Annotated in this window: 24 protein-coding genes and 1 pseudogene; 13 read left to right on the forward strand and 12 right to left on the reverse strand. The window is 61.7% G+C overall.

Going from position 1 to position 23,539, the window contains the following annotated elements; all coding sequences use genetic code 11:
* Positions 1-45: 45 nt before the first annotated feature.
* The gene (locus tag BFP95_RS26170) at positions 46-534 is read left to right on the forward strand and encodes an Lrp/AsnC family transcriptional regulator (RefSeq protein ID WP_010449292.1); all 489 of its coding nucleotides are present in this window, start codon (positions 46-48) and stop codon (positions 532-534) included.
* Positions 535-623: 89 nt separating this feature from the next.
* Here BFP95_RS26170 and BFP95_RS26175 read toward each other — a convergent pair whose 3' ends face one another.
* The 3 genes from BFP95_RS26175 to BFP95_RS26185 form a co-directional block, all read right to left on the reverse strand.
* Positions 624-1,700 carry an aldo/keto reductase gene (locus BFP95_RS26175; RefSeq protein ID WP_065875938.1) on the reverse strand — a complete coding sequence of 359 codons (1,077 nt, stop codon included), beginning with the start codon at positions 1,698-1,700 and terminating at the stop codon, positions 624-626.
* A 270-nt stretch (positions 1,701-1,970) separates the two neighbouring features.
* Positions 1,971-3,044, reverse strand: coding sequence for an L-idonate 5-dehydrogenase (locus BFP95_RS26180; RefSeq protein ID WP_065875939.1), 1,074 nt, complete (start codon positions 3,042-3,044; stop codon positions 1,971-1,973).
* A gap of 14 nt (positions 3,045-3,058) precedes the next feature.
* Complete coding sequence (locus tag BFP95_RS26185) at positions 3,059-3,832, reverse strand: glucose 1-dehydrogenase (protein ID WP_065875940.1); 774 nt, start codon at positions 3,830-3,832, stop codon at positions 3,059-3,061.
* Between the two features lie 148 nt (positions 3,833-3,980).
* Between BFP95_RS26185 and BFP95_RS26190 the strand changes: the two genes are divergently transcribed.
* From BFP95_RS26190 to BFP95_RS26210, 5 genes are all read left to right on the forward strand, one after another.
* A complete protein-coding gene (locus BFP95_RS26190; protein ID WP_065876018.1) occupies positions 3,981-4,853 on the forward strand; it encodes a LysR family transcriptional regulator in 873 nt (290 codons plus the stop codon).
* A gap of 104 nt (positions 4,854-4,957) precedes the next feature.
* Complete coding sequence (locus tag BFP95_RS26195) at positions 4,958-5,578, forward strand: glutathione S-transferase family protein (RefSeq protein WP_065875941.1); 621 nt, start codon at positions 4,958-4,960, stop codon at positions 5,576-5,578.
* 18 nt (positions 5,579-5,596) lie between these two features.
* Positions 5,597-6,517 (forward strand): LysR family transcriptional regulator, encoded by a 921-nt coding sequence (locus BFP95_RS26200; RefSeq protein ID WP_065875942.1) that lies wholly within the window; start codon positions 5,597-5,599, stop codon positions 6,515-6,517.
* Positions 6,517-7,401, forward strand: a complete 885-nt coding sequence (locus BFP95_RS26205; protein WP_065875943.1) for a LysR family transcriptional regulator — start codon at positions 6,517-6,519, stop codon at positions 7,399-7,401. Before BFP95_RS26200 ends, BFP95_RS26205 begins: the two co-directional genes overlap by 1 nt.
* A gap of 79 nt (positions 7,402-7,480) precedes the next feature.
* On the forward strand, positions 7,481-8,413 hold the full coding sequence (locus BFP95_RS26210; protein WP_065875944.1) for a pyridoxamine 5'-phosphate oxidase family protein: 933 nt from the start codon (positions 7,481-7,483) through the stop codon (positions 8,411-8,413).
* Between the two features lie 218 nt (positions 8,414-8,631).
* Here the strand turns inward: BFP95_RS26210 and BFP95_RS26215 are convergent, their stop codons facing one another.
* On the reverse strand, positions 8,632-9,090 hold the full coding sequence (locus tag BFP95_RS26215; RefSeq protein ID WP_065875945.1) for an REP-associated tyrosine transposase: 459 nt from the start codon (positions 9,088-9,090) through the stop codon (positions 8,632-8,634).
* 325 nt (positions 9,091-9,415) lie between these two features.
* On the opposite strand from BFP95_RS26215, the gene BFP95_RS26220 reads away from it, so the two are divergent.
* A complete protein-coding gene (locus BFP95_RS26220) occupies positions 9,416-9,820 on the forward strand; it encodes a RidA family protein (RefSeq protein WP_065875946.1) in 405 nt (134 codons plus the stop codon).
* 41 nt (positions 9,821-9,861) lie between these two features.
* Here BFP95_RS26220 and BFP95_RS26225 read toward each other — a convergent pair whose 3' ends face one another.
* A complete protein-coding gene (locus tag BFP95_RS26225) occupies positions 9,862-11,349 on the reverse strand; it encodes an aldehyde dehydrogenase family protein (RefSeq protein WP_065875947.1) in 1,488 nt (495 codons plus the stop codon).
* Positions 11,350-11,581: 232 nt separating this feature from the next.
* Between BFP95_RS26225 and BFP95_RS26230 the strand changes: the two genes are divergently transcribed.
* Together BFP95_RS26230 and BFP95_RS26235 are read left to right on the forward strand one after the other, a co-directional pair.
* Positions 11,582-12,751, forward strand: a complete 1,170-nt coding sequence (locus BFP95_RS26230) for a p-hydroxyphenylacetate 3-hydroxylase oxygenase component (protein ID WP_065875948.1) — start codon at positions 11,582-11,584, stop codon at positions 12,749-12,751.
* A gap of 57 nt (positions 12,752-12,808) precedes the next feature.
* Positions 12,809-13,288, forward strand: a pseudogene (locus BFP95_RS26235) (flavin reductase family protein); the annotation flags it as partial.
* Positions 13,289-13,320: 32 nt separating this feature from the next.
* Here the strand turns inward: BFP95_RS26235 and BFP95_RS26240 are convergent.
* On the reverse strand, positions 13,321-14,643 hold the full coding sequence (locus tag BFP95_RS26240) for a hypothetical protein (protein WP_065875950.1): 1,323 nt from the start codon (positions 14,641-14,643) through the stop codon (positions 13,321-13,323).
* Between the two features lie 217 nt (positions 14,644-14,860).
* On the opposite strand from BFP95_RS26240, the gene BFP95_RS26245 reads away from it, so the two are divergent.
* The 3 genes from BFP95_RS26245 (at position 14,861) to feaR (ending at position 17,944) form a co-directional block, all read left to right on the forward strand.
* Positions 14,861-16,360 (forward strand): APC family permease, encoded by a 1,500-nt coding sequence (locus BFP95_RS26245; RefSeq protein WP_065875951.1) that lies wholly within the window; start codon positions 14,861-14,863, stop codon positions 16,358-16,360.
* Entirely contained in the window at positions 16,326-16,889 is a 564-nt protein-coding gene (locus tag BFP95_RS26250; protein WP_065875952.1) for a DUF3156 family protein, read from the forward strand. Before BFP95_RS26245 ends, BFP95_RS26250 begins: the two co-directional genes overlap by 35 nt.
* A gap of 113 nt (positions 16,890-17,002) precedes the next feature.
* Positions 17,003-17,944 carry a transcriptional regulator FeaR gene (gene feaR / locus BFP95_RS26255; protein ID WP_065875953.1) on the forward strand — a complete coding sequence of 314 codons (942 nt, stop codon included), beginning with the start codon at positions 17,003-17,005 and terminating at the stop codon, positions 17,942-17,944.
* A gap of 18 nt (positions 17,945-17,962) precedes the next feature.
* Here the strand turns inward: feaR and BFP95_RS26260 are convergent, their stop codons facing one another.
* The 5 genes from BFP95_RS26260 to BFP95_RS26280 are packed head-to-tail and all read right to left on the reverse strand — an operon-like array spanning position 17,963 to position 22,032.
* On the reverse strand, positions 17,963-18,718 hold the full coding sequence (locus tag BFP95_RS26260; RefSeq protein WP_065875954.1) for an SDR family oxidoreductase: 756 nt from the start codon (positions 18,716-18,718) through the stop codon (positions 17,963-17,965).
* Complete coding sequence (locus BFP95_RS26265) at positions 18,708-19,511, reverse strand: SDR family NAD(P)-dependent oxidoreductase (protein WP_065910906.1); 804 nt, start codon at positions 19,509-19,511, stop codon at positions 18,708-18,710. Before BFP95_RS26265 ends, BFP95_RS26260 begins: the two co-directional genes overlap by 11 nt.
* Complete coding sequence (locus BFP95_RS26270) at positions 19,504-20,325, reverse strand: molybdenum cofactor biosynthesis F family protein (RefSeq protein WP_065880937.1); 822 nt, start codon at positions 20,323-20,325, stop codon at positions 19,504-19,506. Before BFP95_RS26270 ends, BFP95_RS26265 begins: the two co-directional genes overlap by 8 nt.
* Before the next feature lie 12 nt (positions 20,326-20,337).
* On the reverse strand, positions 20,338-20,703 hold the full coding sequence (locus tag BFP95_RS26275; RefSeq protein ID WP_065910907.1) for a cupin domain-containing protein: 366 nt from the start codon (positions 20,701-20,703) through the stop codon (positions 20,338-20,340).
* Positions 20,704-20,733: 30 nt separating this feature from the next.
* On the reverse strand, positions 20,734-22,032 hold the full coding sequence (locus BFP95_RS26280; protein WP_065910908.1) for an NAD(P)/FAD-dependent oxidoreductase: 1,299 nt from the start codon (positions 22,030-22,032) through the stop codon (positions 20,734-20,736).
* A 207-nt stretch (positions 22,033-22,239) separates the two neighbouring features.
* On the opposite strand from BFP95_RS26280, the gene hpaR reads away from it, so the two are divergent.
* Entirely contained in the window at positions 22,240-22,668 is a 429-nt protein-coding gene (gene hpaR / locus BFP95_RS26285) for a homoprotocatechuate degradation operon regulator HpaR (RefSeq protein WP_065875959.1), read from the forward strand.
* A 63-nt stretch (positions 22,669-22,731) separates the two neighbouring features.
* Here hpaR and hpaI read toward each other — a convergent pair whose 3' ends face one another.
* Complete coding sequence (gene hpaI, locus BFP95_RS26290; RefSeq protein ID WP_065875960.1) at positions 22,732-23,532, reverse strand: 4-hydroxy-2-oxoheptanedioate aldolase; 801 nt, start codon at positions 23,530-23,532, stop codon at positions 22,732-22,734.
* Between the last annotated feature and the right edge of the window lie 7 nt (positions 23,533-23,539).

Consider the following 23,539-nt stretch of genomic DNA (forward strand, 5'->3'; position numbering starts at 1 on the left):
TTTTGCTAGAAGATTGTCTTACAAACGGCAGTCAAGAGGTACGCAATGGAAGGGCAAGTCAAGCTGGACCGGATCGACATCAGCATTCTGGTTGAACTGCAAAAGGACGGCCGGATGACCAATGTCAGCCTTGCCGACGCCGTGGGCCTGTCTGCCAGCCCCTGCCTGCAACGGGTCAAGCGGTTGGAGTCGGCCGGGTATATTTCCAGCTACAAGGCGCATTTGAACCTGGCCAAGATCACCGACTCGGTCACGGTATTCACCGAGATCACCCTCAGCGACCACAAACGCGAGGATTTCGCCAAGTTCGAATCCAACATCCGCCTGGTTGACGAAGTGCTTGAATGCCACCTGATCAGCGGCGGCTACGACTACCTGGTGCGCTTCATGACGCGCAGCATCCAGCACTATCAGGAAGTGGTCGAGAGTTTGCTGGACAAGAATATCGGGATTTCCAAGTACTTCAGCTACATCGTGATCAAGTCGCCGGTGCTCAAGGACGGTGTGCCGCTGCGCAAGTTGCTGCGGCACTGAATCGGGTTTGCGTGGGCTGTACTCGGTTAACAGTGTGGGAGCAAGCCCGCTCCCACAGTTTTTGCTCTGCGGTGTGTCACATGCCCGCGCTACTTGTCGGTGCGCGCATCCAGGGTCTTCTGATGCTCCGCCAGAAACGGCTGTTCCGCCGGATCAAAGCGGTCGATCCCGGCGGTAAAACGATGCCAGTACGGGTACAACGGCTGGCGACGCGTCACCGCCTCGATGCGCAAAGACTGCTCTTCGGTGAGTTTCAGTTCAGTCGCCGCAAGGTTGTCACGCAGGTGCTCTTCGGTGCGCGCGCCGACAATCAGCGAGGTGATCCCCGGTCGATCCTTGAGCCATGCCAGGCACGTGCGGGCAACCGAGACGCCGTGTTCATCACCGACAGCCGCGAGGGTTTCAATAATGTCCAGGGCGCGCTCCTGGTCGTGCACATAAGGTTCCGGCCAATCGCTGCCCTGACGGGTGTTGGCAGGCGGTTTTTGCCCGCGACGGGTGGAACCGGTCAGCAAACCCTCGCCCATCGGGCCCCATACCAGGGTGCCCACCGACTGATCCAGCGCCAGTGGCAGCAGCTCATACTCGGCTTCGCGGGATTCCGGGGTGTAGTAGATCTGCTGGGTGATGGGCTTGAGCATGCCGTGCAGCTCGGCCTTGCCCAGGGTTTTCATCATCTGCCAGGCGGTGAAGTTGCTGGTGCCGAAGTAGCGGATTTTGCCCGAGCCCACCAGCAACCGCAGCGCTTCGAGGGTTTCCTCGATGGGCGTCATACCGTCCCAATTGTGCAATTGGTAAAGGTCGATATGGTCGGTACCCAAGCGTTTTAAACTGGCCTCGCACGCACGGATCAAGTGATAGCGCGAGGAACCGGAGTTGTTCGGGTTCTTGTCCACGGGGCTGCGGCCCTTAGTGGCCAGGAGGATGTCGTGGCGCTTGTCGCCCAGGGCTTTACCGACCACTTTTTCGGCCAGCCCGTGGGAGTAAAGATCGGCGGTGTCGACCATGTTCACACCCGCGTCGAACGCGATATCGAACATGCGCTTGGCCTGGGGCACGTCCACCGATCCGCATTTTTCAAACTCTGCGCGACCGCCAAAAGGCACGGTGCCCAGGATGATTTCGGACACCAGCAGGCCGGAATGGCCCAGTTGTCGGTATTGCATGTTGCCTCCTACTAAACGTTGCACGTGAAGGTGTGAACGACGTGGATGGCGATAGTTTGAATTTTTTCATGAAAAAATCGTGCGTCTGCATCTGTGGTGTTGGCTGGAATTCGGTCTTGGCTACGGGCGCAATTTCAGCAGTGACGAAGATCCCCTGTGGGAGCTGTCGAGCCCCAGCGAGGCTGCGAAGGCGGCAGTACTGCCAGCATGTTCGTCGCCTGACACTCCGCTTTCGCAGCCTCGCTAAAGCTCGACAGCTCCCACAGGGGATCAGTGTTGTTGGGAGGCCTGCATTCCTGGATCAGGCACGCCGAAATCCAACACCACCTTCATCGCCTGCTTCTTGTCCGCTGCCAGTTCAAACGCCTGCGCCGCCTGCTCAAATGGCACCGTATGGGATATCACGGGGCGCACGTCGATGATCCGGCGGTTGAGCAAGTCCACCGCCTGGGCGAATTCCGGGTGGAAGCGGAAGGTGCCGCGCAGGTCGATCTCGCGGCTCACCAGCAGATTGAGCGGCAGCGACACGTCGCCGCCCAAGCCCACGGTGACCAGCACGCCTCGCGGCGCGATGCATTCCAGGCCGTTGCGCAGGGCCTGGGCGCTGCCGGAGACTTCGAACATGACGTCGAAATAGCCTTTTTCAGTGGTGTAGCGTTTGAGCGCATCAGCACCGCTGGCGAGGTTGTGGGTGCGCGTGGCACCCATTTTTTCAGCGCAGGCGAGGGCGCTGGTGGACAGGTCTACGGCGACAATTTCAGCGGCTCCAGCAGCGCGCAGGCTACCGATCAACAGGTTGCCGATGGGACCGCAGCCGGTCACCAGCACGCGCTTGCCGAACACCGCGCCGGCCCGTTGGATCGCGTGCAAACCCACCGACAAGGGTTCGGCCAACGCACCTTCGGCCAGGCTGACATCATCGGCCAGCAGATGGGCTTGGTGGGTCTCGATCACCAGGCTTTGGCGAAACGCGCCCTGGATATGCGGGAAAGGCATGGCGCTGCCGTAGAAGCGCATGTTCAGGCAATGGTTGGGCAAACCCTGATGACAGTAACGGCAACCGCCGCAGGGGCGCGACGGGGACACCGCCACGCGTTGCCCTACCTTGAACAACCCGGCATCGCTGCCCACCGCGTCGATCACCGCCGACACTTCATGGCCGAGCACCATCGGCTCGCGCAGACGCACGGTGCCGAAGCCGCCGTGCTGGTAGTAGTGCAAATCGGAGCCGCAGATACCGCCCCGTGCGATGCGTACCCGCAGTTGGGCGGGGGCGAGGGTCTGTGGTTCGTCCAGGCGGTCGACTCGCAAGTCTTTCGAGGCATGGCAGACAATGGCGTGCATACAATTCTCCAGGGTTACAGCGACGCGGTGATGCCACCGTCGACGTAAAGAATATGACCGTTGACGAAGCTGGCGGCGTCACTGGCGAGGAATACGGCGGCGCCGGCCAGCTCGTCCACCTCACCCCAGCGGCGGCTGGGTGTGCGTTGCACCAGCCAGTCGCTGAATTCCGGATTGGCGACCAGATTGGCGTTCAGATCGGTCTTGAAATACCCAGGCCCGATCCCGTTGACCGTCAGCCCATGGGGGCCCCAATCGATGGCCATGCCCTTGGTAAGCATTTTCAGCGCGCCCTTGCTCGCCGCGTACGGCGCAATACCCGGGCGGCCCAACTCACTTTGCACCGAGCAGATATTAATGATGCGCCCACGCTTGCGCGGGATCATCGCCCGCGCCACGGCCTGGCCGACCAAAAAGGCGCTGTCGAGGTTGGTGCTGATCAGTTCGCGCCAGTGCTGCTCGCTGTAGTCTTCCAACGGCCCACGGCGTTGCATGCCGGCGTTGTTCACCAGGATATCCAGCGGGCCGAGGCGTTCTTCGATGTTCGCTACGGCGGCCTGGATGGCCGCGCTGTCGGTCACATCAAACGCCTGTGTGTGCACGTCGAGGCCTTCCAGCGTCAACAGTGCGGCGGTGTCGCGCAAGGTACTGCGGTTGCGCCCGTTGAGCACCACCCGCGCACCGGCCTGGGCCAGGCCGCGGGCGATCGCCAGGCCGATACCGGCGCTGGAGCCAGTGACCAGCGCAAGCCGGCCATCCAGGCGAAAGTGGTCTAAAACGTTGTGCATGGGGCCGTTGCTCCTGGCGCGCTCATTGTTATAAGCAAAATCCGATGATGTCCTGCTTGGTTGGCCTAAGTTCACTCCGGTACAGGCAGTGGGTCCAATGTTCATTTATGATCGGGTGATCAACATTTGTGATAACCGGGGAGGCCTGATGGAGCTAAAGCACTTGCGCGCCTTTGTGGTGCTCGCCCAGGAGCTGCATTTCGGCAGGGCGGCGGCGCAGCTGTCGATTGTGCAACCGGCGTTGAGCATGCAGATCAAATTGCTGGAAAGTGGCCTGGGCGTACGCCTGCTGGATCGCAATCGCCATTCGGTGACCCTGACCGATGCGGGTCGCGTGTTTCTGCCTGAGGCCCAGGCCACTTTGCATCAGGCGGCGCGTGCAGCGGATGCGGCGCGGGCGTCCAATCGCGGCGAAATCGGCCGGGTGCGCCTGGGGTTTGTGTCGTCGGTGCTGCCGCAGCTGTTGCCGGAATTGATTCGCACGGTGCACCAGCGATACCCGCGTATCGAGCTGGAGCTCAAGGACATGCCCGGGCCCGACCAGGCTGCCGCGCTGAAGAACGGCCTGCTGGACTTCGGCCTGATGCGCCTGCCCGCCAGTCACCCCGGCGTACAGACCCGTGCGGTGTTGCACGAGCATTTCTGTGTGGCGTTGCCGATGGATCATCCCTTGGCATTGAAAACGTCGATCCACCCCACCGATCTGCTCCGGGTGCCGGTGTACATTCTCGCGCGACGCTATGCGCCGGGTTTCTACGACGAATTTATCCAAGCCGTGGGCATGCCCCTGGAGATCGCTTCTGAGCTGGGCGAATTTACCACCATGCTCGCGCTGGTCTCCGCGGGGCTGGGTGTTGGGGTGCTGCCGCAGCAGGCGGCACGGGCGCTGCCGTCCAATTGCGTGTCGCGGCATATGGAGCTGGGCGCCTTTCAGGCCACTACTGGTTTGGCTTGGACCGAGCTGGACAGCGCGGTGAAGACCACCTTGTTCAACCTAATCGTGGAATTGTCCGGCGAGTGATTGTTTCGCCAGATGAAATGCTGGATTGTAAATCCTGGTGATTCCAACGCTCGGGGCAGGGGTAGAACATGCAGAGCGTCGACCCCATTCTTCTGGAGCTTCTCATGATCAAACTCTACGGTTTCCCGTTGTCCGGCCACTCCCACCGGGTCGAGCTGATGCTGTCCCTGCTGGGGCTGCCCACCGACTACATCCTCGTGGACCTCAAGCAAGGCGCCCACAAAGCCCCCGACTTTATTGCCAAGGTCAACAGCTTCGGCCAAGTGCCAGCGATTGATGACAACGGCACTGTGTTGGCCGATTCCAACGCAATCCTGGTCTACCTGGCGACCCAATACGGCAACGGAAAATGGCTGCCGAGCGACCCCCGGGGGCAGGCCCGCGTGCAGCGTTGGCTTTCGGCCGCCGCCGGTCAACTTCACGCCGGGCCCGCCACCGCACGCCTGGCCCTGGTGTTTGGTGCCGAGGTCGACACTGTCACGGCCATTACCAAATCCCACGCTTTGCTGACGTTGATCGAAGCGCAACTGAGCCAAAGCCGGTTCCTGGCCAGTGAGCAACCGACCATTGCCGATATCGCCTTTTACACCTACGTGTCCCACGCGCCGGAAGGCAATGTATCGCTGGCCGACTACCCTCATGTGCGTGCGTGGCTCGCCAGCATCGAGGCGTTGCCGGGCTTTGTCGGCATGCCGCGCACGGCGGTAGGTTTGCAGTCACAGTAACGTTCAAGAGGGCCACCGATGGATCGATTTCATGAAATGCAGGTGTTCCTGGCGGTGGCCGAGGAGGAGGGCTTTGCCGCCGCCGCGCGCCGCCTGAAAACCTCACCCCCGAGCGTGACCCGGGCCATCGCCGCGATGGAGGCGCGCATCGGCACTCAACTGCTGGCGCGCACCACCCGCAGCCTGCACCTGACTGAAGCCGGCCAGGGTTACCTGGAAGATTGTCGGCGCATCCTGGCGGAACTCAATGAAGCCGAGGAAGCGGCGGCGGGCAGTTATTCCATCCCTTGTGGCCACCTGACGGTGACCGCGCCGGTGCTATTTGGCGAGCTGTATGTGGCGCCGGTGCTGGGGGAGTACCTCGACCGGTTTCCCTTGGTCAACATCAACGCCTTGCTGGTCGACCGCGTGGTCAACATGACCGACGAAGGCGTCGATGTGGCGGTGCGTATTGGCGATCTGCACGAGCCGGGGCAACAGGCGATCAAGGTCGGCGAAGTACGTCGGGTGGTGTGTGCAGCGCCGGCCTATCTCGACCGGCACGGGCGGCCCCGGCATCCGTCGCACTTGCGTGAGGCCAAGATTGCCACGTCGTCGTCCAGCCAATTGGTGAGCGAGTGGAATTTTGTCGACGCGGATCAGCCGCTGACGGTGCCTATTGAGCCGCGCCTGGTCGTCTCGGCGAACAATGCCGCGATCAACCTGGCGAGGCTGGGCTGGGGCATGACGCGGGTGCTGTCCTATCAGGTCGCAGCCTCGGTGGCCGCCGGGGAGCTGGAAATTGTCCTGGAAGCCTTCGAACCGGCACCCCTGCCCATCCAGGTGGTGTTCCAGAAAAGCGGCCGCGTGCCTGCCAAGATCAACACCTTTGTCGACTTTCTCAGCCATCGCCTGAGCCAGGACGCCGCCCTGAACCCGGCGATGAAACGGCGCAGCTGATGGAGCGTTATCGCGATATGCAACTGTTCGCCGCGCTGGCCGGACAACCGAGCCTGGCCTCGGCAGCGCGGGATGCGCAGGTGTCGGGGCCGACCCTGGTGCGGGCGATTGCACGCCTGGAAGCGCGTTTGCGCGTGCCGTTGCTTGAGCGCAGTACGCGCGGCGTTAGCCTGACCGACGCCGGCAGCGCCTACCTGGCCGACTGCGTGCGCCTGATCACCGCCGTGGACGCCGCCGAAGCGTCAGCCAAAGGGTTGCATGTGCAGGCCGAGGGCAATCTGCGGGTGTTTTTGCCATTCCTGTTCAGCCGCTATGTGATGGCGCCGGTGTTGGCCGACTACATGGACCGCTACCCTGAGGTGCGCGTCGTCGCTCATTACCATGACTATTACCCGAACCTGCATGAAGAGGGACTGGATGTGGCGATCCTCGTCGGCGAACTGCCCAGCTCATCGTTGATTGCACGGCCGGTGGGGCGGGTGCGGCATATCCTTTGTGCCAGTCCCGATTACCTTGTGGCCCACGGCGAACCCCTGCACCCGGATGACCTCAAGCAACATCGGCTGATTGCCAGCGCCGCTCAGGTGTATTGGGATTTCCATGGCTATCAGCTCAAGACCCGCGCGCGCCTGAGCTGCGCCACGGTGCAGGGCACGATCAATGCGGCCGTGCATGGGGCGGGGCTGATTCGCTGCCTGAGCTATCCGGTTCACGAGCATCTGCTCAAGGGTCACCTGCGGCAGGTGTTGCCGGACTACGAACCGCCGCCGCTGCCCGTGCACGTGGTGTATCGCGAAGGCCGCAATGCACCGATGCGTGTGCGCAGTTTTGTCGATCACTGCGTGACAGCGCTGCGCGAGCATCCAGCCTTTCAGCTGGCGTAATAGTGGATTGCCCGGCGTGGTTATTCCTTTGGTGGCTGGCAGGGCGCAGCATCGGGGTATCCAACATGAGGTGCTCGCCATGAACCCGATCGAAAAAACTCCCTGGCATGCTGGCGAACGGCAGATGCAAGCTGCGGTTGGCGTGGCCGAACGCATGGCCGTGATCGGGCCCAAGGTGATTCGTGATCACCTGCCGGAGCAGCATCGGGATTTCTATCCCTTGTTGCCTTACCTGATGCTGGGCGCGGTGGACGAGCAGGGCATTCCCTGGGCGACGATGGTGGAAGGGGCGCCGGGCTTTGCCCACTCGCCAGACCCACAGACCTTGCAGATCGACAGCCTGCCGTCTGCGGGCGATCCGGCCCGTAACGCCTTGCTCAACGGCGCGTCGGTGGGCGTGCTGGGCATCGACCTCAGCACCCGCCGTCGCAACCGCATGAATGGGCGAATCAGCAGGCTCGATCACGAGGGTTTTTCGGTCGACGTGGTGCACACCTTCGGCAATTGCCCCAAGTACATCCAACGGCGGCCGGTCGATTCCATCGCGCGCAAGCCCGGCACGCAGGTGGAACGCTTCAATGACCTGGACGACGCGGCACACACGATGATCCGCGACGCCGACACGTTTTTCGTCGCCAGCTACGTGGACCTGGACGGCCAACGCTCGGTGGACGTCTCCCATCGCGGTGGTAACACCGGGTTTGTGCGGGTTGAAGGCAACGTACTGACCATCCCCGACTTCGCCGGCAACCTGTTCTTCAACACCCTGGGCAACTTGCAGAGGAACCCGGTGGCGGGGTTGCTGTTTTTCGATTTTGCCTCGGGTGATGTGTTGCAGGTTGCCGGGCGGACCTCGCTGATCCTCGACGGCCCGCAAGTGGCCTTGTTTGAAGGCGCCCAGCGCTTGTGGACAGTGACCGTCGAACACGTGGTCCGCCGCCCGGCGGCGTTGGCGCTGAGGTGGCAGTTCGCGGAATTTTCGCCGTTCAGTCTGGCGATGGGGCGCTGGTAGGCGGGGTTGTGGAGTAGGTCGCGTTGGGGAACAACTGATTGCTCATCTCGATGATTTCCCATCGGCGCGCCGCCCCTGTAGTGAGCGGGCTTGCCCCGCGCTGGGTGGCGAAGCCGCCCCAAACCGGATCGCCGCAGTGTGTCAGTGAATCTTGCGGCGCCTGGGTTAGGGCGGCTTCGCCACCCAGCGCGGGGCAAGCCCGCTCACTACATGCGCTGTCAGAGCCAGGCAGCATCCCACAGTGAGTAATCGCCTACCCGCTCAACCAGGCCTGCTCGCAACGGGTTAGCCACGATGTAGCGCGCCATCGTACGAATATCATCCTCTACACGCACAGCCCTATCGTAATAACCAGGTTGCCAGACGCGTTCCTTGCTTCTGCGACGCCTGTTAATCGTCAGCGTACTGCGTGACTTGATGCGCCGGACAACGTCGGCCAACGTCTGCTGTTTCAACTCAAACAGCCAATGAATATGGTCAGGCATAATTACCCATGCCGTGGAATCGACCAACCCAAGTTCATGAACTTGTCGGAACTCGGCAACCAGCAGGCGACCCAGGAACAGGTCGGCGAACAAACGCTGGCGGTGGTGAACGACGATGGTAATGAGATAGCTACGTCCGTGTTCTGAGTAGCGACCGTGACGCAGGCGATGTGTTTGAGGTTTTGGGCGCAATCCGTTGCTCCTGGAATAGTGCTTAGGAACATTAACGCTAGCTCGCGATTTACAGTGAACCTCCGCGATTTGGTCACTGAATATTTGTAGTGAGCGGGCTTGCCCCGCGCTGGGTGGCGAAGCCGCCCCAAAACGGATCCCCGCGGTGTGTCAGGTGAGTTTTGCGTTGCCTTGTTTGGGGCGGCTTCGCCCCCCAGCGCGGGGCGAGCCCGCTCACTACAAGGGTCCCGGGCATGATGGTTGAAATGTTGCCAGATGTTGAATCACCAGATTGCGCCAACCCAGTGCGTTAGCCTTGTTTTCCCACCGACAACAAGGACTCGTCATGCTGCGAAAAGTCATCAATCCCACAACCGTGTTCAACTCCCTGCAATACGGCTTCAGCCAGGCCCTCGAAGTGCCGGAAGGCCGGCGCATCCTGCTTTCCGGCCAGGTGGGCGTGGATGCCCAGGAACGTAGTGTCGGCCCTGGCATCGCTGAGCAGACCGCGACCGCCCTCGACAATATTGAAAAGGTTCTGGCCGAGGTCGGCGGTGATCTATCCCATGTGGTGATATTGCGGCTGTATATCGTCGAGTCCGCCCGTGATCAGCAGGAGCCGATTGCCCAAGCGCTGCGTGAGCGCTTCCCGCACAACCCACCGCCGTCTTCGTGGATCATCGTCAGTGGGTTGTCATTGCCGGAATGGTTGATCGAGATCGAGGCTGAGGCTGTGATTCCTTTCAGTTAAGCGATCACTCTTTTGAGCACACGAGGCTCAAAGGTGGGAGCTCAATACCGAATCATCACCGATTTAAGCTCGGTGTAATCCTCGATAAACGCACTGCCAAATTCTCGCCCAACCCCCGAAGACCGACTGCCCCCAAACGGCACCGCTGGGTCGAGCAAGGTGTGCATGTTCACCCACACGGTGCCGGCATGGATGGCCGGCACCATGCGCAGGGCTTTGCCGAGGTCGTTGGTCCACAGGCTGGCGCTGAGACCGTAAGGGCCGTTGTTCATCAGTGCGAGCAGTTCTTCTTCGCTGTCGTAGGGCAGGAAGGTGGCGATGGGGCCGAAGGTTTCTTCGTTGAGCAGGGTGTCGTTGATGCTGTTGGCAAGGATCACCGTGGGCTCGACGTAGCAGCCGGGGCGGTCGATGAGGGTACCGCCGTGGATGATCGTGTTGTTTTCGGCGCGGGCCTGGGTGAAGTAGCCGAGCAGTTTGAGTTGGTGCTGATGGTGGGTGACCGGGCCGAATTCGGTGTGTTCGTCCAGCGGCGAGCCGATGTTCAGGCGACTGAGGCGAAGTTTGAGTTTCTCCAGCACTGCGTCAATCTGTGAGCGGTGCACGAAGAAGCGTTCGGCCGCTGCGCAGATTTGCCCGGAGTGCAAAAAGCCTGCTTCGATAATGCCGTCCACCGCCTTGTCCACGTCCACGTCGCGCAGGAAACCCGCGGCGTTCTTGCCGCCCAGTTCCAGCGTTGCGCGGGTCAGGCCGGCGCCCATGGCGCTGCGGCCGACGGCGATGCCGGTGGGCACGGAACCGGTGAACGACACTTTGTGAGTGCCGGGGTGTTCCACCAGGCCTTTGCCGACATGGCCGCCACCGGTGAGCACGTTGAGCACGCCGGCCGGCAACCCGGCTTCGATGGCCAGCTCGGCAATGCGCAGGAGAGTCAGCGGGGTGAATTCGCTGGGCTTGATGATGATGCTGCAGCCAGTCACCAACGCCGAGGCGAGTTTCCAGATGGCGATCATGGTGGAAAAATTCCACGGCACGATGCCCACCACCACGCCCACCGGTTCGCGCAGAGTGAACGCGGTGTAGCGCTCGCCGTTGAACGAGGGCAGCGAAGGGGTAAGGGTCTGGCCGCTGAGCTTGGTCGCCCAGCCCGCGTAATACCGCAGGAAATGCGCGGCCTGGTCGACTTCGAAGGCGCGGGAAATCTGGATGATCTTGCCCGACTGGCAGGTCTCGATCTGCGCCAGTTCTTCGCGGTTGCGTTCCAGCAGGTCGGCGAGTTTGAGCAGCACATTGCCCCGCGTCGCCGGAGCGGCTTGCGACCAGCGCTGAAAGCCCCGGTTGGCAGAATCCACTGCCGCATCGATGTCCGCCAGGTCCGCATCGGCCACTTGGGCGATCACCTGCCCCGTCGCCGGGTTGGTCACGGCGAGGGTCTGGCTGGAATGGCTGCGCACGGTGACGCCATCGATAAACAGCCCATGGGGTCGACGCAGGAAAGCTTCGACTTGAGGCAGCAGCGGGATATCACTCATGGCAGGTTCCTGGCAGTTCTGAGAAAACCCGAGGGTAACCAACGGTGGGCAGGGTCGCTTGACTGTGCCTGCCGCACGCTATGTCTGTGCCTGCCACCCTATGAAAAGTACAATCTTGCCTGCGGAACGTGCATTTCCCATCCGCGTGTCCCATTTGATACTCGCCCTGCATCAGGCGCCGCTCCTCAAACCGGAGCGCCTGCCGGACTCCCAATAATAAGCAGGGCCCTCCATGAAAAAGCCAAACCCGCTGCTCGAAGACCTCAAGCCTCTCTTGCCGACCATCGCCGCGAATGCCACGCGGGCCGAACAGATGCGCCAGGTGCCGGATGAAAATATCGCCTTGCTCAGAAGCATCGGCCTGCACCGCGCGTTTCAACCCAAGGCGTTTGGTGGCCTGGAACTGTCGCTGCCCGAGTTCGCCGACTGCATTGCTTCTCTCGCCGGCAGTTGCGCCAGCACTGCCTGGGCCATGAGCTTGTTGTGCACCCACAGCCACCAACTGGCCCTGTTTTCGGCAGAACTGCAGCAGGAAATCTGGGGCGAAAACCCGGATGCCACCGCCAGCAGCAGCATCGCGCCGTTCGGGCGCGTGGTAGAGGGCGAGGGGGGTGTGTATTTCAGCGGCGAAATGGGCTGGAGCAGCGGCTGTGACCATGGTGAATGGGCGATTGTCGGCTGCCGTCGGCAGAACGCCGAAGGCACCCAGGATTATTGTTTTGCCGTGCTGCCTCGCAGCGACTACCAGATCCGTGATGACTGGTTCGCCGCCGGTATGAAAGGCAGTGGCACCAAGACCCTGATCATCGACAACGCCTGGGTGCCCGAGCACCGTATCCAGAAAGCCAAGGACATGATGGAAGGCAGGTCCGCAGGCTTTGGCCTTTACCCCGACAGCCAGATTTTCTACGCGCCGTACCGGCCGTATTTCGCCAGTGGTTTTTCCACCGTCAGCCTTGGCGTGGCCGAACGCATGTTGGAGGTGTTCCGCGAAAAAACCAAAACTCGCGTGCGCGCCTACACCGGTGCCGCCGTCGGTGCTGCAACACCGGCATTGATGCGTCTGGCCGAATCCACCCACCAGGTGGCCGCCGCCCGCGCGTTTCTGGAAAAAACCTGGCAGGACCACGCCGAACACAGCGCCGCGCACCGTTACCCGAGCCGCGAAACCCTGGCGTTCTGGCGCACCAACCAGGCTTACGCGACCAAAATGTGCATCGAGGCTGTGGACCGGTTGTTCGCCGCAGCTGGCGGTAATGCCTGGTTTGAACACAACGAAATGCAGCGCCTGTTCCGTGATTCCCATATGACAGGCGCCCATGCCTACACCGACTACGACGTCTGCGCTCAGATCCTCGGCCGTGAGCTGATGGGCCTGGAGCCGGACCCAAGCATGGTGTGACACGTTCTTCCTCAACAACAATCAGGGCGCCCGTTCGAGGACGCCTGGGAGTCTTGCATGTCTGACAGCAGCGTTTTCGACCCACGGGCGTTTCGCCGTGCCTTGGGTAACTTCGCCACCGGGGTGACCGTGGTCACCGCCGCCACCGCGTCCGGGCGCAAGGTGGGCGTGACCGCCAACAGTTTCAACTCGGTGTCCCTCGACCCGCCGCTGGTGCTGTGGAGCATCGACAAACGCTCCAACAGCCACGAAGTATTCGAGGAGGCCAGCCACTTTGCGGTGAACGTGCTGGCGGCAGACCAGGTGCACCTGTCCAACAACTTTGCGCGCCCGCGTGAGGACCGCTTTGCCCTGGTCGAATATGAACCGGGGGAGGGTGGCTCACCGGTGTTCGCCGATTGCTCGGCGCGGTTTCATTGTGAGAAATACCAGCAGCTGGACGGTGGTGATCATTGGATCATGATCGGCAAGGTGGTGGCCTTTGATGACTTCGGCCGGGCGCCACTGCTCTACCATCAAGGGGCGTATGCCGAGGTCCAAGCGCTGCGTCCGTGCGCGCCCGAGACGATTCAGAACGGCACGGCGACCACTAACTGACTGTAGACGTTAGTGCCGTTGCCACCGACCTGGTTGCCACCGGTCTCTGCATCCTTATTCGGTTTGTAGAGGCCGAGCAGCGGCGTGATGATCAGGTGCTCGTTCACCGCCCACTCGACGTACAGGTCCAGCTCGCGGCCATCCAGGTTCAGTTGGCCACGGGTGCTGACGGTGTTGTAGTCGAAAAACAGCGCACCGAGGGTGACGTTCTCCAGCGGCTTGACCTTGAACGCCACGTGTTGCACCGCTGTATTGGTGTTGTACGGGCCGGAGTAATTGCCCGTCACTTCACCCTGCACCCAGGTGCCGTAGCCACGGTTGAAGCCGGCGAACATCGCGTCCCAGTTTTTTGAATAGCGCGCGTAACGGTAGGTCAGGTCCGGTGACCAGGGAAGGTCGGCGAAGGTGTAGCCGGCTTCGGCGTAGCCGGCGTTTTCCTGGCTGTCACGGCGGTCCTGGCGAGCCAGTTCAAACGCGAAATGCGCGTTGTCGATCCCTGCGTTACCCGCACCGCGCAGGCTGTAGAGGTTCATGCCTTTGCGCTGGCGTTGTACGTCACTGGCGAAGCGTTCATCCACATCGACCCCGTGAAGATAGGTCAGCCCCAGGGTGCCCGGCGCGGCGCTGTATTCCAGGGTGCCGACGGCCATTTCGGTCATGGCCTGGGCGGGGTTGTCAGATTTGATCCACATCAGGCTGCCGTGCACGCCATCCTTGCCCCCCAGGCGGACCACGGCGGTCTTGTCGAAGGCATGGCGTGCGGCGATGTAATAGGCGCCGCCACGGTTGAATTCACCGTCTCCCACGCCCTTGCCCAGGTTGGGCCCGTCATCGTTGACGATAAAACCGTCGCCCAGCGTGATGACCTGCCGGCCAAACGACAGGTCCACGCCATCCTTGCCCAGCACCGGGAACAGGTCGCCGGAGCGCCAGCCGGCAAAGGCTTCGTCAAACTTGGTGGTGCGCTCCTTGCCCGTGGTGACCCCAGACGCATCACCATCGCCCCAAGTCCCGGAACTCACCAGGTTGGCCGTGCCGTACACACCGCCAAAGGTGCCCAGGATTTGCTCCACGCTCAGGCCGTACTTGATAAAGGCCTCGCGCCAGGTGGAACCACCGCTGCGTCCATCGTAGTTCTTCGGGCTGTTGAACATCCCGTACACGGAGAGGAAGTTGCCGGTGACCTTAGTGTCTGCGTCGGCATACAACTCGACTGCCTGGACCTGGCCCACCAGCAGGGCAACGCCCAGGCCGACCGCCTGGCGCAGGCGGCGATTTTTCAGTGTGTGCTCCATTGTTATTGTCCCCAGCTTGGTTAAGAGTGAGGGCGCATTAGGGCGAGCACTTGGGGCCCAAGTCTTTTCTCTGCGTGCCAGGGAATTGACCGAGGCCGCCAAGCTTTACACGATGGCAGGGAGCAACAAAACCGGCGGCAGACAGGGGCAAGACGACTAACTCGAGTGGGGCGCAGAGTACTGACACATTAAAAAAACCGTCTTCGAGGACCCCACCATGTCGATCAACGACCGACTCACCGCGCACCTCAACCGTGGCACGGTAGGTTTCCCCACCGCGTTGGCCAGCACCATTGGCCTGATCATGGCCAGTCCGGTCATTCTCACCGCCACCATGGGCTTTGGCATCGGTGGCAGCGCGTTTGCCCTGGCGATGTTGATTGCTGTCGTGATGATGCTGGCCCAAGCGACCACTTTCGCCGAGGCCGCGTCGATCCTGCCTACCACTGGCTCGGTGTACGACTACATCAACTGCGGCATGGGGCGGTTTTTCGCGATTACCGGCACCCTATCGGCCTACCTGATCGTGCATGTATTTGCCGGAACCGCCGAAACTATCCTGGCCGGGGTCATGGCCCTGGTGAACTTCGAACACCTCAATACCCTGGCTGAATCCGCTGGCGGCTCGTGGCTGCTCGGCGTGGGTTTTGTAATCGTATTCGGTGTGCTGAATGCGTTTGGCGTCAGTGCGTTCGGCCGCGCGGAAATCATCCTCACCTTTGGCATGTGGACCACCCTGATGGTGTTTGGCGTGCTGGGCTTGATCGCCGCGCCCGCCGTGCAGTTGGACGGCTGGTTCGGTGAGTCGCTGGTGGGCACCGACCTGATCACCGTGTTGTCGTTGGTGGGCATGGCAATGTTCATGTTTGTCGGCTGCGAATTTGTCACGCCACTGGCGCCGGACCTGCGCCAATCGGCCAAGGTGATGCCGCGTGCAATGATGCTGGGGCTGCTGGGCGTGGCCACGTGCATGTTCATCTACGGTGCGGCGATGAAACGCCAGGTGGAAAACGTGCTGCTTGACGCCGCTTCGGGTGTGCACTTGCTGGACACGCCCATGGCCATCCCCAAGTTCGCCGAGCAGGTGATGGGGCATATCGGCCCGCTGTGGCTGGGCATTGGTTTTCTATTTGCCGGTGCGGCCACTATCAATACCTTGATGGCGGGCGTGCCGCGCATTCTGTACGGCATGGCCGTGGACGGCGCGCTGCCCAAGGTGTTCACCTACCTGCACCCGCGCTTCAAGACGCCGCTGCTGTGCATCCTGGTGGCGATGCTGATTCCGTGCCTGCACGCGCTGTACCTGGGCGGCAACACTGACAACATCATGCACCTGGTGCTGGCGGCGGTGTGTGCGTGGAGTTTCGCCTACCTGCTGGTGACGATCTCGGTGGTGAGCCTGCGTATTCGTCGGCCGGATTTGCCACGGGCCTACCGTTCGCCGTGGTTTCCGCTGCCGCAGATCGTCTCGAGCATCGGCATTCTGCTGGGCATGTGGTTTATCACGCCTCCGGGCATGAACCCGGCAGACATCTATGTGCCGTTTGGCGTGATGTTGGGCGGCACGGCTGCGTATGCGTTGTTCTGGACCCTGGTGGTGCAGAAGGTCAGCCCCTTCAAGCCGGCCTCCGTGGAGGAGGTGTTGGCAAAGGAATTCAGCAACTATCCGGAGCAGGCCGACCATGTCTACGGCGACTTTGCGGCAAAAACTGTTTGAGCTGTTTCGCGCTGATCGTGCCCCGGCGGGCTATCGACCGGGGGTGACCCTGGAGCGTTTGCGGCGCAACCTCGGGCTGGCGAAGCTGGAAGTGGAGGGCGTGGCGTTTGAGATTGTCGAGCGCACCGAGTCGCAGTTGTTGATGCACGTGGTGATGACCGAATTTGTGCTGCACGTACCTGCTCTCGCAGGAAGCACAGGTAGCTTCGAGGTGCACCATGGCGGCGCGATTCGCCGCCATGGCATTCGTGTGCGCCGCCGTTGCGGCAACCAGGCGTTGGGCCATGAATTGCACGCGCGCATCCTGGCAGACGACGCGCTATTCCAGGCGCTGATGCCGCTGGACTTCAAGCGCCTGCGCATCGAGCTGCAAGGCCAGCAATGGTGCGTGCGGCTAGAGCACATGGGCGGTAGCGAGGTGGTCAATCGCCTGCCGGCCTTTCGGCGTTACATTGCCCTGAGCCCTATGCAGCGCAGCCATTTGCTTGCGACGCTGGCGGGCTTGAAACGGGTGTTGTCAGACCTCTGATTGGCATCATTAGTGCTTCTGTAAAGGGCAAACAGGTTGTTGTTGCGTGCATATAGATAACATGTTAACTATTGCACCAGAACAACAAAAAGAAGCCATTGCGGAGACACCCCATGAGCATCCCACAGCATGCGCACGACGGGCTGGACACTTGGAACCGCGAGCTACGCGCCGCGTGCGGTCACTTCGATACGGAACTGGCGTTCAACCGCTCGCTGTTTATCGGCGAGATCAGAGACTTGCCGCGCGGCGTGGCCCTCCTGCGCACCAATGCCGGGCTGATCAAACGCCCGGCGCACCACGCCGACCACGATAACGACCAGGACTGTTTCCTGGTGAGCCAGCGCAGCGGTTACTCGCAAATCGTGCAGAACGGCCAGACGCTGCAACTGGCCCCCGGCGAAATGTTGTTGATGGACTCTGTGGGTTCCATCGAAATCACACCCTTCGGCCTGATCGAGCACGCCTCGTTGTCACTGTCGCGCCTGCAGGTGTGCAAGCACCTGGGCGGCGACGCACGGGCTTTCGGCAAGATATCCTCGACCAAAGCCTGCGGGCGTATGTTGCATGTGCTGATGGATCAGCTGTGCAAGGACGACACCGAAGACGGCGCGGGGGAAGTGGAGGCGCTGCAAACGGCCTTCGTTTCGTTGCTGGGTTCGGCCCTGGAACAGGGAGATGAGTGCCGCGAAGGCATGGCGTCGTTGCAGGGCAACAACCTGCGCAGCTATGTGCAGAAGATTATTGATGAATCGCTGAGTCAGCCTGGGCTTAGCCCGATCGGCCTGGCCAATCGGCTGAATATTTCAGTGCGGCACCTGTATCGCTTGTTCGAAGAGCAGGACGACAGCGTCTGCCGCTATATCCAGCGGGCGCGGCTCAAACGCAGTGCGGATGACTTGACCAACCCGTTCCTGCGCAGCGAGTCGATCACCTCGATTGCCTACAAATGGGGCTTTACCGATTCGGCGCATTTCAGCCGTTCGTTCAAGAAGCAATTCGAGGTGTCGCCCAAGGATTTCCGCTCCAGCCGGATGCAGGCGGTCGGTGCGTAGCCACATTTGAATCGATTTTCAGACTTCTGGCAGGGTGGACCCACCGTCCACCACCAGGGTCTGCCCGGTGATGTAGCTGGCCAGGTCAGATGCCAGGAACAACATGGCTCCGGCGATATCCACCGCCGCGCCCAAACGACCCAGGGGCACACGGCTGGCGATCGTGTCATTCAGCGCGGCGTCACCCAGGTTGCCCATCGCCGGGGTTGCGATCATGCCCGGCTCCACACCATTCACCCGCACATTCAACGCTGCCAGTTCCAGGGCCGCATTGCGGATAAAGCCATTGACCCCGGCCTTGGACGCTGCGTAATGGCTGAGCCCCGGATAACCGACCCGGTTGCCGGTCACCGAAGACGTCACCAGCACGCAACCCCGACCCTGTTCGCGAAACGTCGGCAATGCAGCCTGGGTCAGCCAGAACAACGCCGACAGGTTGACCGCCAACGTGCGCTGCAGGATCTGCGGGGTGATGTCTTCAAACGCCGTCAGCGGAAAATACCCGGCGTTGTGCACCAGGATATCCAGTTGTGGCAGCCCTTGAACGCAGTCAAAAATAGCCTGTGCCTCTGCCAGATCGACACCCACGGCTTCAACCCAATACCCCTGCGCCGATAGCGCTGCGGCCACGTCCTGGGCCTGCGCCAGCAGACGGTCGGCGATCACCACCCGTGCGCCACGCTGGGCAAACGCCTCGACGATGCCCCGGCCAATGCCCTGGGCGCCGCCGGTAACAAGCACCACTTGCCCGCTGAAATCCAGATCATTCGGCATACGTGGGCTCCAGGCGCGTGAAAGCCAATGTTGGCACATCGACGATGCTTGAACCGCCGTCCGCCACCAGCGTTGCTCCGGTAATGATCGATGCCTCACTGGAGGCCAGGAATCGACAGACCTTGGCGATCTCTTCGGCACGCGCGGCACGGCGCAGCGGCACATCGGCACAGACCCGCGCATAGGCCTGCTGCAACGTGTCGCCATAAGCGTCCATCAGCGGCTGCATCTCCGAATCGGCCATGGGTGTGTGCACCCAGCCCGGGCAGACCGTGTTTACCCGCACGCCGCGCGGCCCGAAATCCCGCGCGAGCGAGCGATTAAGCCCGAGCAACGCATGCTTGGCCGTGGTGTAGCTGCACACCTCAGGGCCCGCCGCGAGGGAGGCGATGGAGCCGATCAACACGATATTCCCGGCGCTTTCCTGCAAAAGCGGCAGGCAAGCACGGGCACTGTAGAACGCGCTGTCCAGATTGCTGCGCAGCGCGCCTTCCCACGTGGCCGGGCTGGTCTGGGTTGCGCTGCCCAGGCCATGGCCGCCGGCACAGGCCAGCAGCACATCGAGGCGCCCGTAATGCTCGTGGATCTGGCGGATAAACCCGTCCCACGTAGTCGGACAGGCGGCGTCACCCACCAAAATCAGCCCGCCGGTGTCCCGCGCCACCTGCTCCAGTGGCTCACGCCGCCGGCCGATCAGCACCAGACGCGCGCCTTCCTGCGCATACAGCCGAGCACACGCGGCACCTATGCCCGTGCCGGCCCCGGTGATCACCACCGTGCGCGGCTCAGTCACGGGGGTATTCCGTGCGGTTGAGTACCTGGCAGTACGAGCTGATCGGGAAGTTTGACAGCGCGTCAAAGGACGCCCCCGCATAACCGAAGATCTTGCCGTCACTGCGGTGTTGTTGCAGGTCGATCAGCACCAAACCGAGCGTGGGCACGATCTTCTCCTGCCACACGAACAGGTACAGCTGCTCGGCGATTTTGTAGTAATGGCAGCGGTCGGTGTCGCACAAGCCTTGCTCCACACCCTTCAAGCATTGCCAGGCGTAGAAGCGTTCGTTGAGATAGATGTGTTCGTAGACTTCGCTGGGGCTGTAGCGGTATAGGTTGCGCAGGCCGATCAGTTCATCGGTCGGTGCATGCAGGCAATGGCCGTCCTGCCATGGGCGGTCGAGGCTGCCATGCAGGAAGTCGACTTCTACCGAGGTCAGCGGTTTACCGGCGAGGGCGCGGTGGTAGAGGCCTTCGTGGGTCTCAGCCTGATCCGGCAGACGGCCGATCACGGCGGTGAATGAGGCGTGCGCGGTGTCCAGCACCAGGCTGATCGACCAGCTGTGCCCGGCCTCATGCTTGACGAAGTCGACCAGGTACAGGCCTGGGCGAATCGAGGTGGCACGGTACGCCGCGCTGCCGCTGGAGTGGCCATCCGCGGCGTGCCAGGCCAGGCGGTCCTGCTCGAAACGATGCTCGATCTGCCAGCCATTGGCGAAGTGCAGGGTGAAGGCCTGGCCTGCCAGCTCGGCGAGGTTGGGCAGGATGAACGCTTCTGGGGCAAAACCGTCGGCGAGGGCGCCCACGGTGATCCAATCGGACGAACTCGTCATGGCAATGCCTCCTTACACGACGGCGAAGTAGTGTTTGACGAAGCTTTCGCTGACCACTTCCCACAGCACCGGCGTGCCTTTGGTCACGAACCAGCTGTCACCGGCCTTGTAGCGCGTGGTTTTGCCTGTGGATTCGTCGGTCAGCAGCACTTCACCGGTGACCACGGTGGCCTGTTCGGCGAACGGGTAGACCATGCGGAATTTGCCTTGGGTGGTGCCGAAGTAGGCGCTGCTGACGGCATCGGTGGGTGCGCCAAAGGTCATCTTGCCGAAAGCGCGGACTTCACCTTCGAGAATCTCGGAACCGAGGTCGGCCACGGTGCCCCAGGCGTCGAGTTCCGACAGCTGGATATTGTGCTTGAGGGTGGTAAGGGTCATGGCAGTTGCTCCTGATGAGAAAAAATGGGGTTAACGGCGCCCGTTCCAGTAACCGGATAGCTGGTGCCAGGATTTACCCGCCGTCAGCAACAAGGGGCGGATCGCGTCCTTGCCGATGATGGACGGGCGATGAATAGCGCTGATCAGGTCATAGCGCGCCGAGCCTTCGCTCATGCCCTCGGCCAAAACCTTGCAGATGATGTGGCTGGGGGTCACGCCGAAGCCCGAATAACCCTGCACGAAAAATGCATTGCTGCGCCCCGGCAGGGTGCCGATCTGCGGGAACAGGTTGGGGCTGCACGCCATGGGGCCGCCCCAGGCCAGGTCGATTTTCACGTCCTTGAGGTAGGGGAAGATCTTCAGCATGAGGTGGCGGTTCCAGGCTTTCAGGTCGCCGGGAATATGCTCCACCAGCGGCGTAGCAGCGCCGAACAACAGGCGGTTCTCGTTGGTGACGCGGTAGTAATCGATCACTGGGCGAATATCGCTGTAGGCGCCGCGAATCGGGCTGATGCGCTGGATAAGCTCCTCGGACAACGGCTCGGTCATCATCTGGAACGCGTAGGTGTTGATGGTTGAGCGGTGCAGCTCCGGCTCCAGCTTGTTTAGGAAGCTGTCGCAGGCCCACAGCAACTTGCTGGCGCGTACCGAGCCACGGCCGGTGCGCACGGTGATGCGCTCGCCGTAGCTGACTTCCAGCGCCGGGCTGTTCTCGAAAATCCGCACGCCATGGCTGGCCAACGCAGTGGCTTCGCCCAATAGCAGGTTCAGCGAGTGCACATGCCCGCCGCCCATGTGCAGGAGGGCGCTGCTATAGGCTTTGGAGCCGATGATTTGCTGCACGTCGGAGCCGCCAAGAAAGCGGATCTCGTGCTGGCTGTTGACCGACTTGAAGTCCTTTTCCCAGGCGCGCAGGGTTTTCTCTTGGCGCGCATTGAAGCCCATATAGCCGTAGCCGTGGCAGAAGTCCGCGTCGATGTTGTACTTGGCGATGCGGTTCTTGATGATGTCGGCGCCCAGGTCGCTGATCTCGAACACCTGGCGCAGGCCGTCTTCGCCGACGTCTTTCTTGATTTTCTCAAGGTCATGGCCGATGCCCGCCATGATCTGGCCGCCGTTGCGGCCTGTGCCGCCAAAGCCCAGGTAGCGTGCTTCGAGCACGACGATATTGGTGATGCCCGTTTCCGCCAGTTCCAGGGCCGTGTTGATGCCGGAGAAACCGCCGCCGATCACCACGACGTCGGCGTCGATGTCCTGCTCCAGGGTGGGGAAGCTGAGGTTGTATTTCTTGGTGGCGGTGTAATACGTGGGGGTTTCGATGTTGATCATGGCGCAGCCTGAAAAGGTGAAGGAAGGCTCTAAAGCGGATGCCTCCATTAGGGGCCCTGACGGGATGGAAGTCTTGATCCTGCGTGCCCAGGCTTTTGATTCAGCGCGCCATGGGCGGTGCGATCAACAAGTTATAGCGCGCTCGCTGGCAGGGAATGCTAGAGTTTCGTTAAATTATTAACTAAATACGTCGTGACCCTGATTCCTATGCTCAAACCTCGCCAGTCCCTGACCTTGACCCTGCTGCAAGCCCGCGAAGCCGCGATGAGTTTCTTCCGCCCGTCCTTGAACGAACACGGCCTGACCGAGCAGCAATGGCGGATCATCCGCATCCTCGAGCAGCACGGTGAACTGGAGATTTACCAACTGGCGGAACTGGCGTGCATCCTCAAGCCGAGCATGACTGGCGTGCTGGTGCGCATGGAAACCGCCGGCATGGTGCATCGGCGCAAGGCCGAGCAGGACCAGCGCCGGGTGTTGGTGACGTTGGCCGATAAGGGCAAGGCGAGTTTCGAGTCGATGAGCCATTGCATGGAGGCCAACTACCAGCGGTTGCAGGAACAGTTGGGAGAAGAGAAGTTGCAGACGTTGCTGGGCCTGTTGGATGACCTGAAGAACATCAACCTCAAGCGCTGAATCAATGCATGGCCCACTACAGGCCAAAGGTGGGAGCTGGCAAGCCAGCTCCCACAGGAGATCTCAGTAGACTCCTCCTCCTGGGGTGGCCTCGGGAATGCCTTTGAATTTCCCCGCCAGCGCCTGCAACCCACGCATCAACACCGTGGTATCCACTCCCACTGCCACAAACGTCGCACCCAGCTCGATATAACGGCGCGCCAGGCTTTCATCAGCACTGAGAATCCCCGCCGCCTTGCCCGACTGCACGATGCGCGCGATTGCCTGTTCAATCGCCACCTGCACCTCCGGATGCCCAGGATTGCCCCGATGCCCCATCGACGCACTCAAATCCGCCGGGCCGATGAACACGCCGTCCACCCCCTCAATGGCGGCAATCTCATCCAGATTCGCCAGGCCTTCACGGTTTTCAATCTGCACCAGCAGGCACATCTGTGCATCCGCCTGATCGAGGTAACCGGGAATGCTGTTCCAGCGCGAAGCCCGGGCCAGGGCGCTGCCCACACCGCGAATACCCTGTGGCGGATAACGCATGGCGCGTACCAGTTCGCGGGCCTGGGCGGCGCTTTCCACCATGGGCACCAGCAGTGTCTGGGCGCCGATATCCAACAGCTGCTTGATGAGCGCGCTGTCACCAATCACCGGACGAATCAACGCCTGGCTAGGGTAGGGCGCTACCGCCTGCAACTGGCCGAGCATGCCGTGCAGGTGATTGGGCGCGTGTTCGCCGTCGATCAGCAGCCAGTCGAAACCGGCGTTGGCGGCCAATTCCGCACTGTAAGCGTTGGCGAGGCCGAGCCACAGGCCGATCTGTACCTCGCCCTTGTGCAGGCGTTGTTTGAAGTGGTTGACGGGCATGTCCATGACGATC

This window comes from Pseudomonas sp. 58 R 12, assembly GCF_900005865.1.
Classification (GTDB): Bacteria; Pseudomonadota; Gammaproteobacteria; order Pseudomonadales; family Pseudomonadaceae; genus Aquipseudomonas; species Aquipseudomonas tritici.

What these genes read in the sequence shown, in the direction of transcription:
- BFP95_RS26260 (WP_065875954.1), bottom strand. Translation starts at nt 18,718, where the DNA reads ATGCCGAATGATCTGGATTTCAGCGGGCAAGTGGTGCTTGTTACCGGC.
- BFP95_RS26230 (WP_065875948.1), top strand. Translation starts at nt 11,582, where the DNA reads ATGAAAAAGCCAAACCCGCTGCTCGAAGACCTCAAGCCTCTCTTGCCG.
- BFP95_RS26170 (WP_010449292.1), top strand. Translation starts at nt 46, where the DNA reads ATGGAAGGGCAAGTCAAGCTGGACCGGATCGACATCAGCATTCTGGTT.
- BFP95_RS26195 (WP_065875941.1), top strand. Translation starts at nt 4,958, where the DNA reads ATGATCAAACTCTACGGTTTCCCGTTGTCCGGCCACTCCCACCGGGTC.
- BFP95_RS26180 (WP_065875939.1), bottom strand. Translation starts at nt 3,044, where the DNA reads ATGCACGCCATTGTCTGCCATGCCTCGAAAGACTTGCGAGTCGACCGC.
- hpaR (WP_065875959.1), top strand. Translation starts at nt 22,240, where the DNA reads ATGCTCAAACCTCGCCAGTCCCTGACCTTGACCCTGCTGCAAGCCCGC.
- BFP95_RS26190 (WP_065876018.1), top strand. Translation starts at nt 3,981, where the DNA reads ATGGAGCTAAAGCACTTGCGCGCCTTTGTGGTGCTCGCCCAGGAGCTG.
- BFP95_RS26240 (WP_065875950.1), bottom strand. Translation starts at nt 14,643, where the DNA reads ATGGAGCACACACTGAAAAATCGCCGCCTGCGCCAGGCGGTCGGCCTG.
- BFP95_RS26175 (WP_065875938.1), bottom strand. Translation starts at nt 1,700, where the DNA reads ATGCAATACCGACAACTGGGCCATTCCGGCCTGCTGGTGTCCGAAATC.
- feaR (WP_065875953.1), top strand. Translation starts at nt 17,003, where the DNA reads ATGAGCATCCCACAGCATGCGCACGACGGGCTGGACACTTGGAACCGC.
- BFP95_RS26205 (WP_065875943.1), top strand. Translation starts at nt 6,517, where the DNA reads ATGGAGCGTTATCGCGATATGCAACTGTTCGCCGCGCTGGCCGGACAA.
- BFP95_RS26200 (WP_065875942.1), top strand. Translation starts at nt 5,597, where the DNA reads ATGGATCGATTTCATGAAATGCAGGTGTTCCTGGCGGTGGCCGAGGAG.
- BFP95_RS26280 (WP_065910908.1), bottom strand. Translation starts at nt 22,032, where the DNA reads ATGATCAACATCGAAACCCCCACGTATTACACCGCCACCAAGAAATAC.
- BFP95_RS26185 (WP_065875940.1), bottom strand. Translation starts at nt 3,832, where the DNA reads ATGCACAACGTTTTAGACCACTTTCGCCTGGATGGCCGGCTTGCGCTG.
- BFP95_RS26250 (WP_065875952.1), top strand. Translation starts at nt 16,326, where the DNA reads ATGTCTACGGCGACTTTGCGGCAAAAACTGTTTGAGCTGTTTCGCGCT.
- BFP95_RS26245 (WP_065875951.1), top strand. Translation starts at nt 14,861, where the DNA reads ATGTCGATCAACGACCGACTCACCGCGCACCTCAACCGTGGCACGGTA.
- BFP95_RS26270 (WP_065880937.1), bottom strand. Translation starts at nt 20,325, where the DNA reads ATGACGAGTTCGTCCGATTGGATCACCGTGGGCGCCCTCGCCGACGGT.
- BFP95_RS26210 (WP_065875944.1), top strand. Translation starts at nt 7,481, where the DNA reads ATGAACCCGATCGAAAAAACTCCCTGGCATGCTGGCGAACGGCAGATG.
- BFP95_RS26220 (WP_065875946.1), top strand. Translation starts at nt 9,416, where the DNA reads ATGCTGCGAAAAGTCATCAATCCCACAACCGTGTTCAACTCCCTGCAA.
- BFP95_RS26225 (WP_065875947.1), bottom strand. Translation starts at nt 11,349, where the DNA reads ATGAGTGATATCCCGCTGCTGCCTCAAGTCGAAGCTTTCCTGCGTCGA.
- hpaI (WP_065875960.1), bottom strand. Translation starts at nt 23,532, where the DNA reads ATGGACATGCCCGTCAACCACTTCAAACAACGCCTGCACAAGGGCGAG.
- BFP95_RS26275 (WP_065910907.1), bottom strand. Translation starts at nt 20,703, where the DNA reads ATGACCCTTACCACCCTCAAGCACAATATCCAGCTGTCGGAACTCGAC.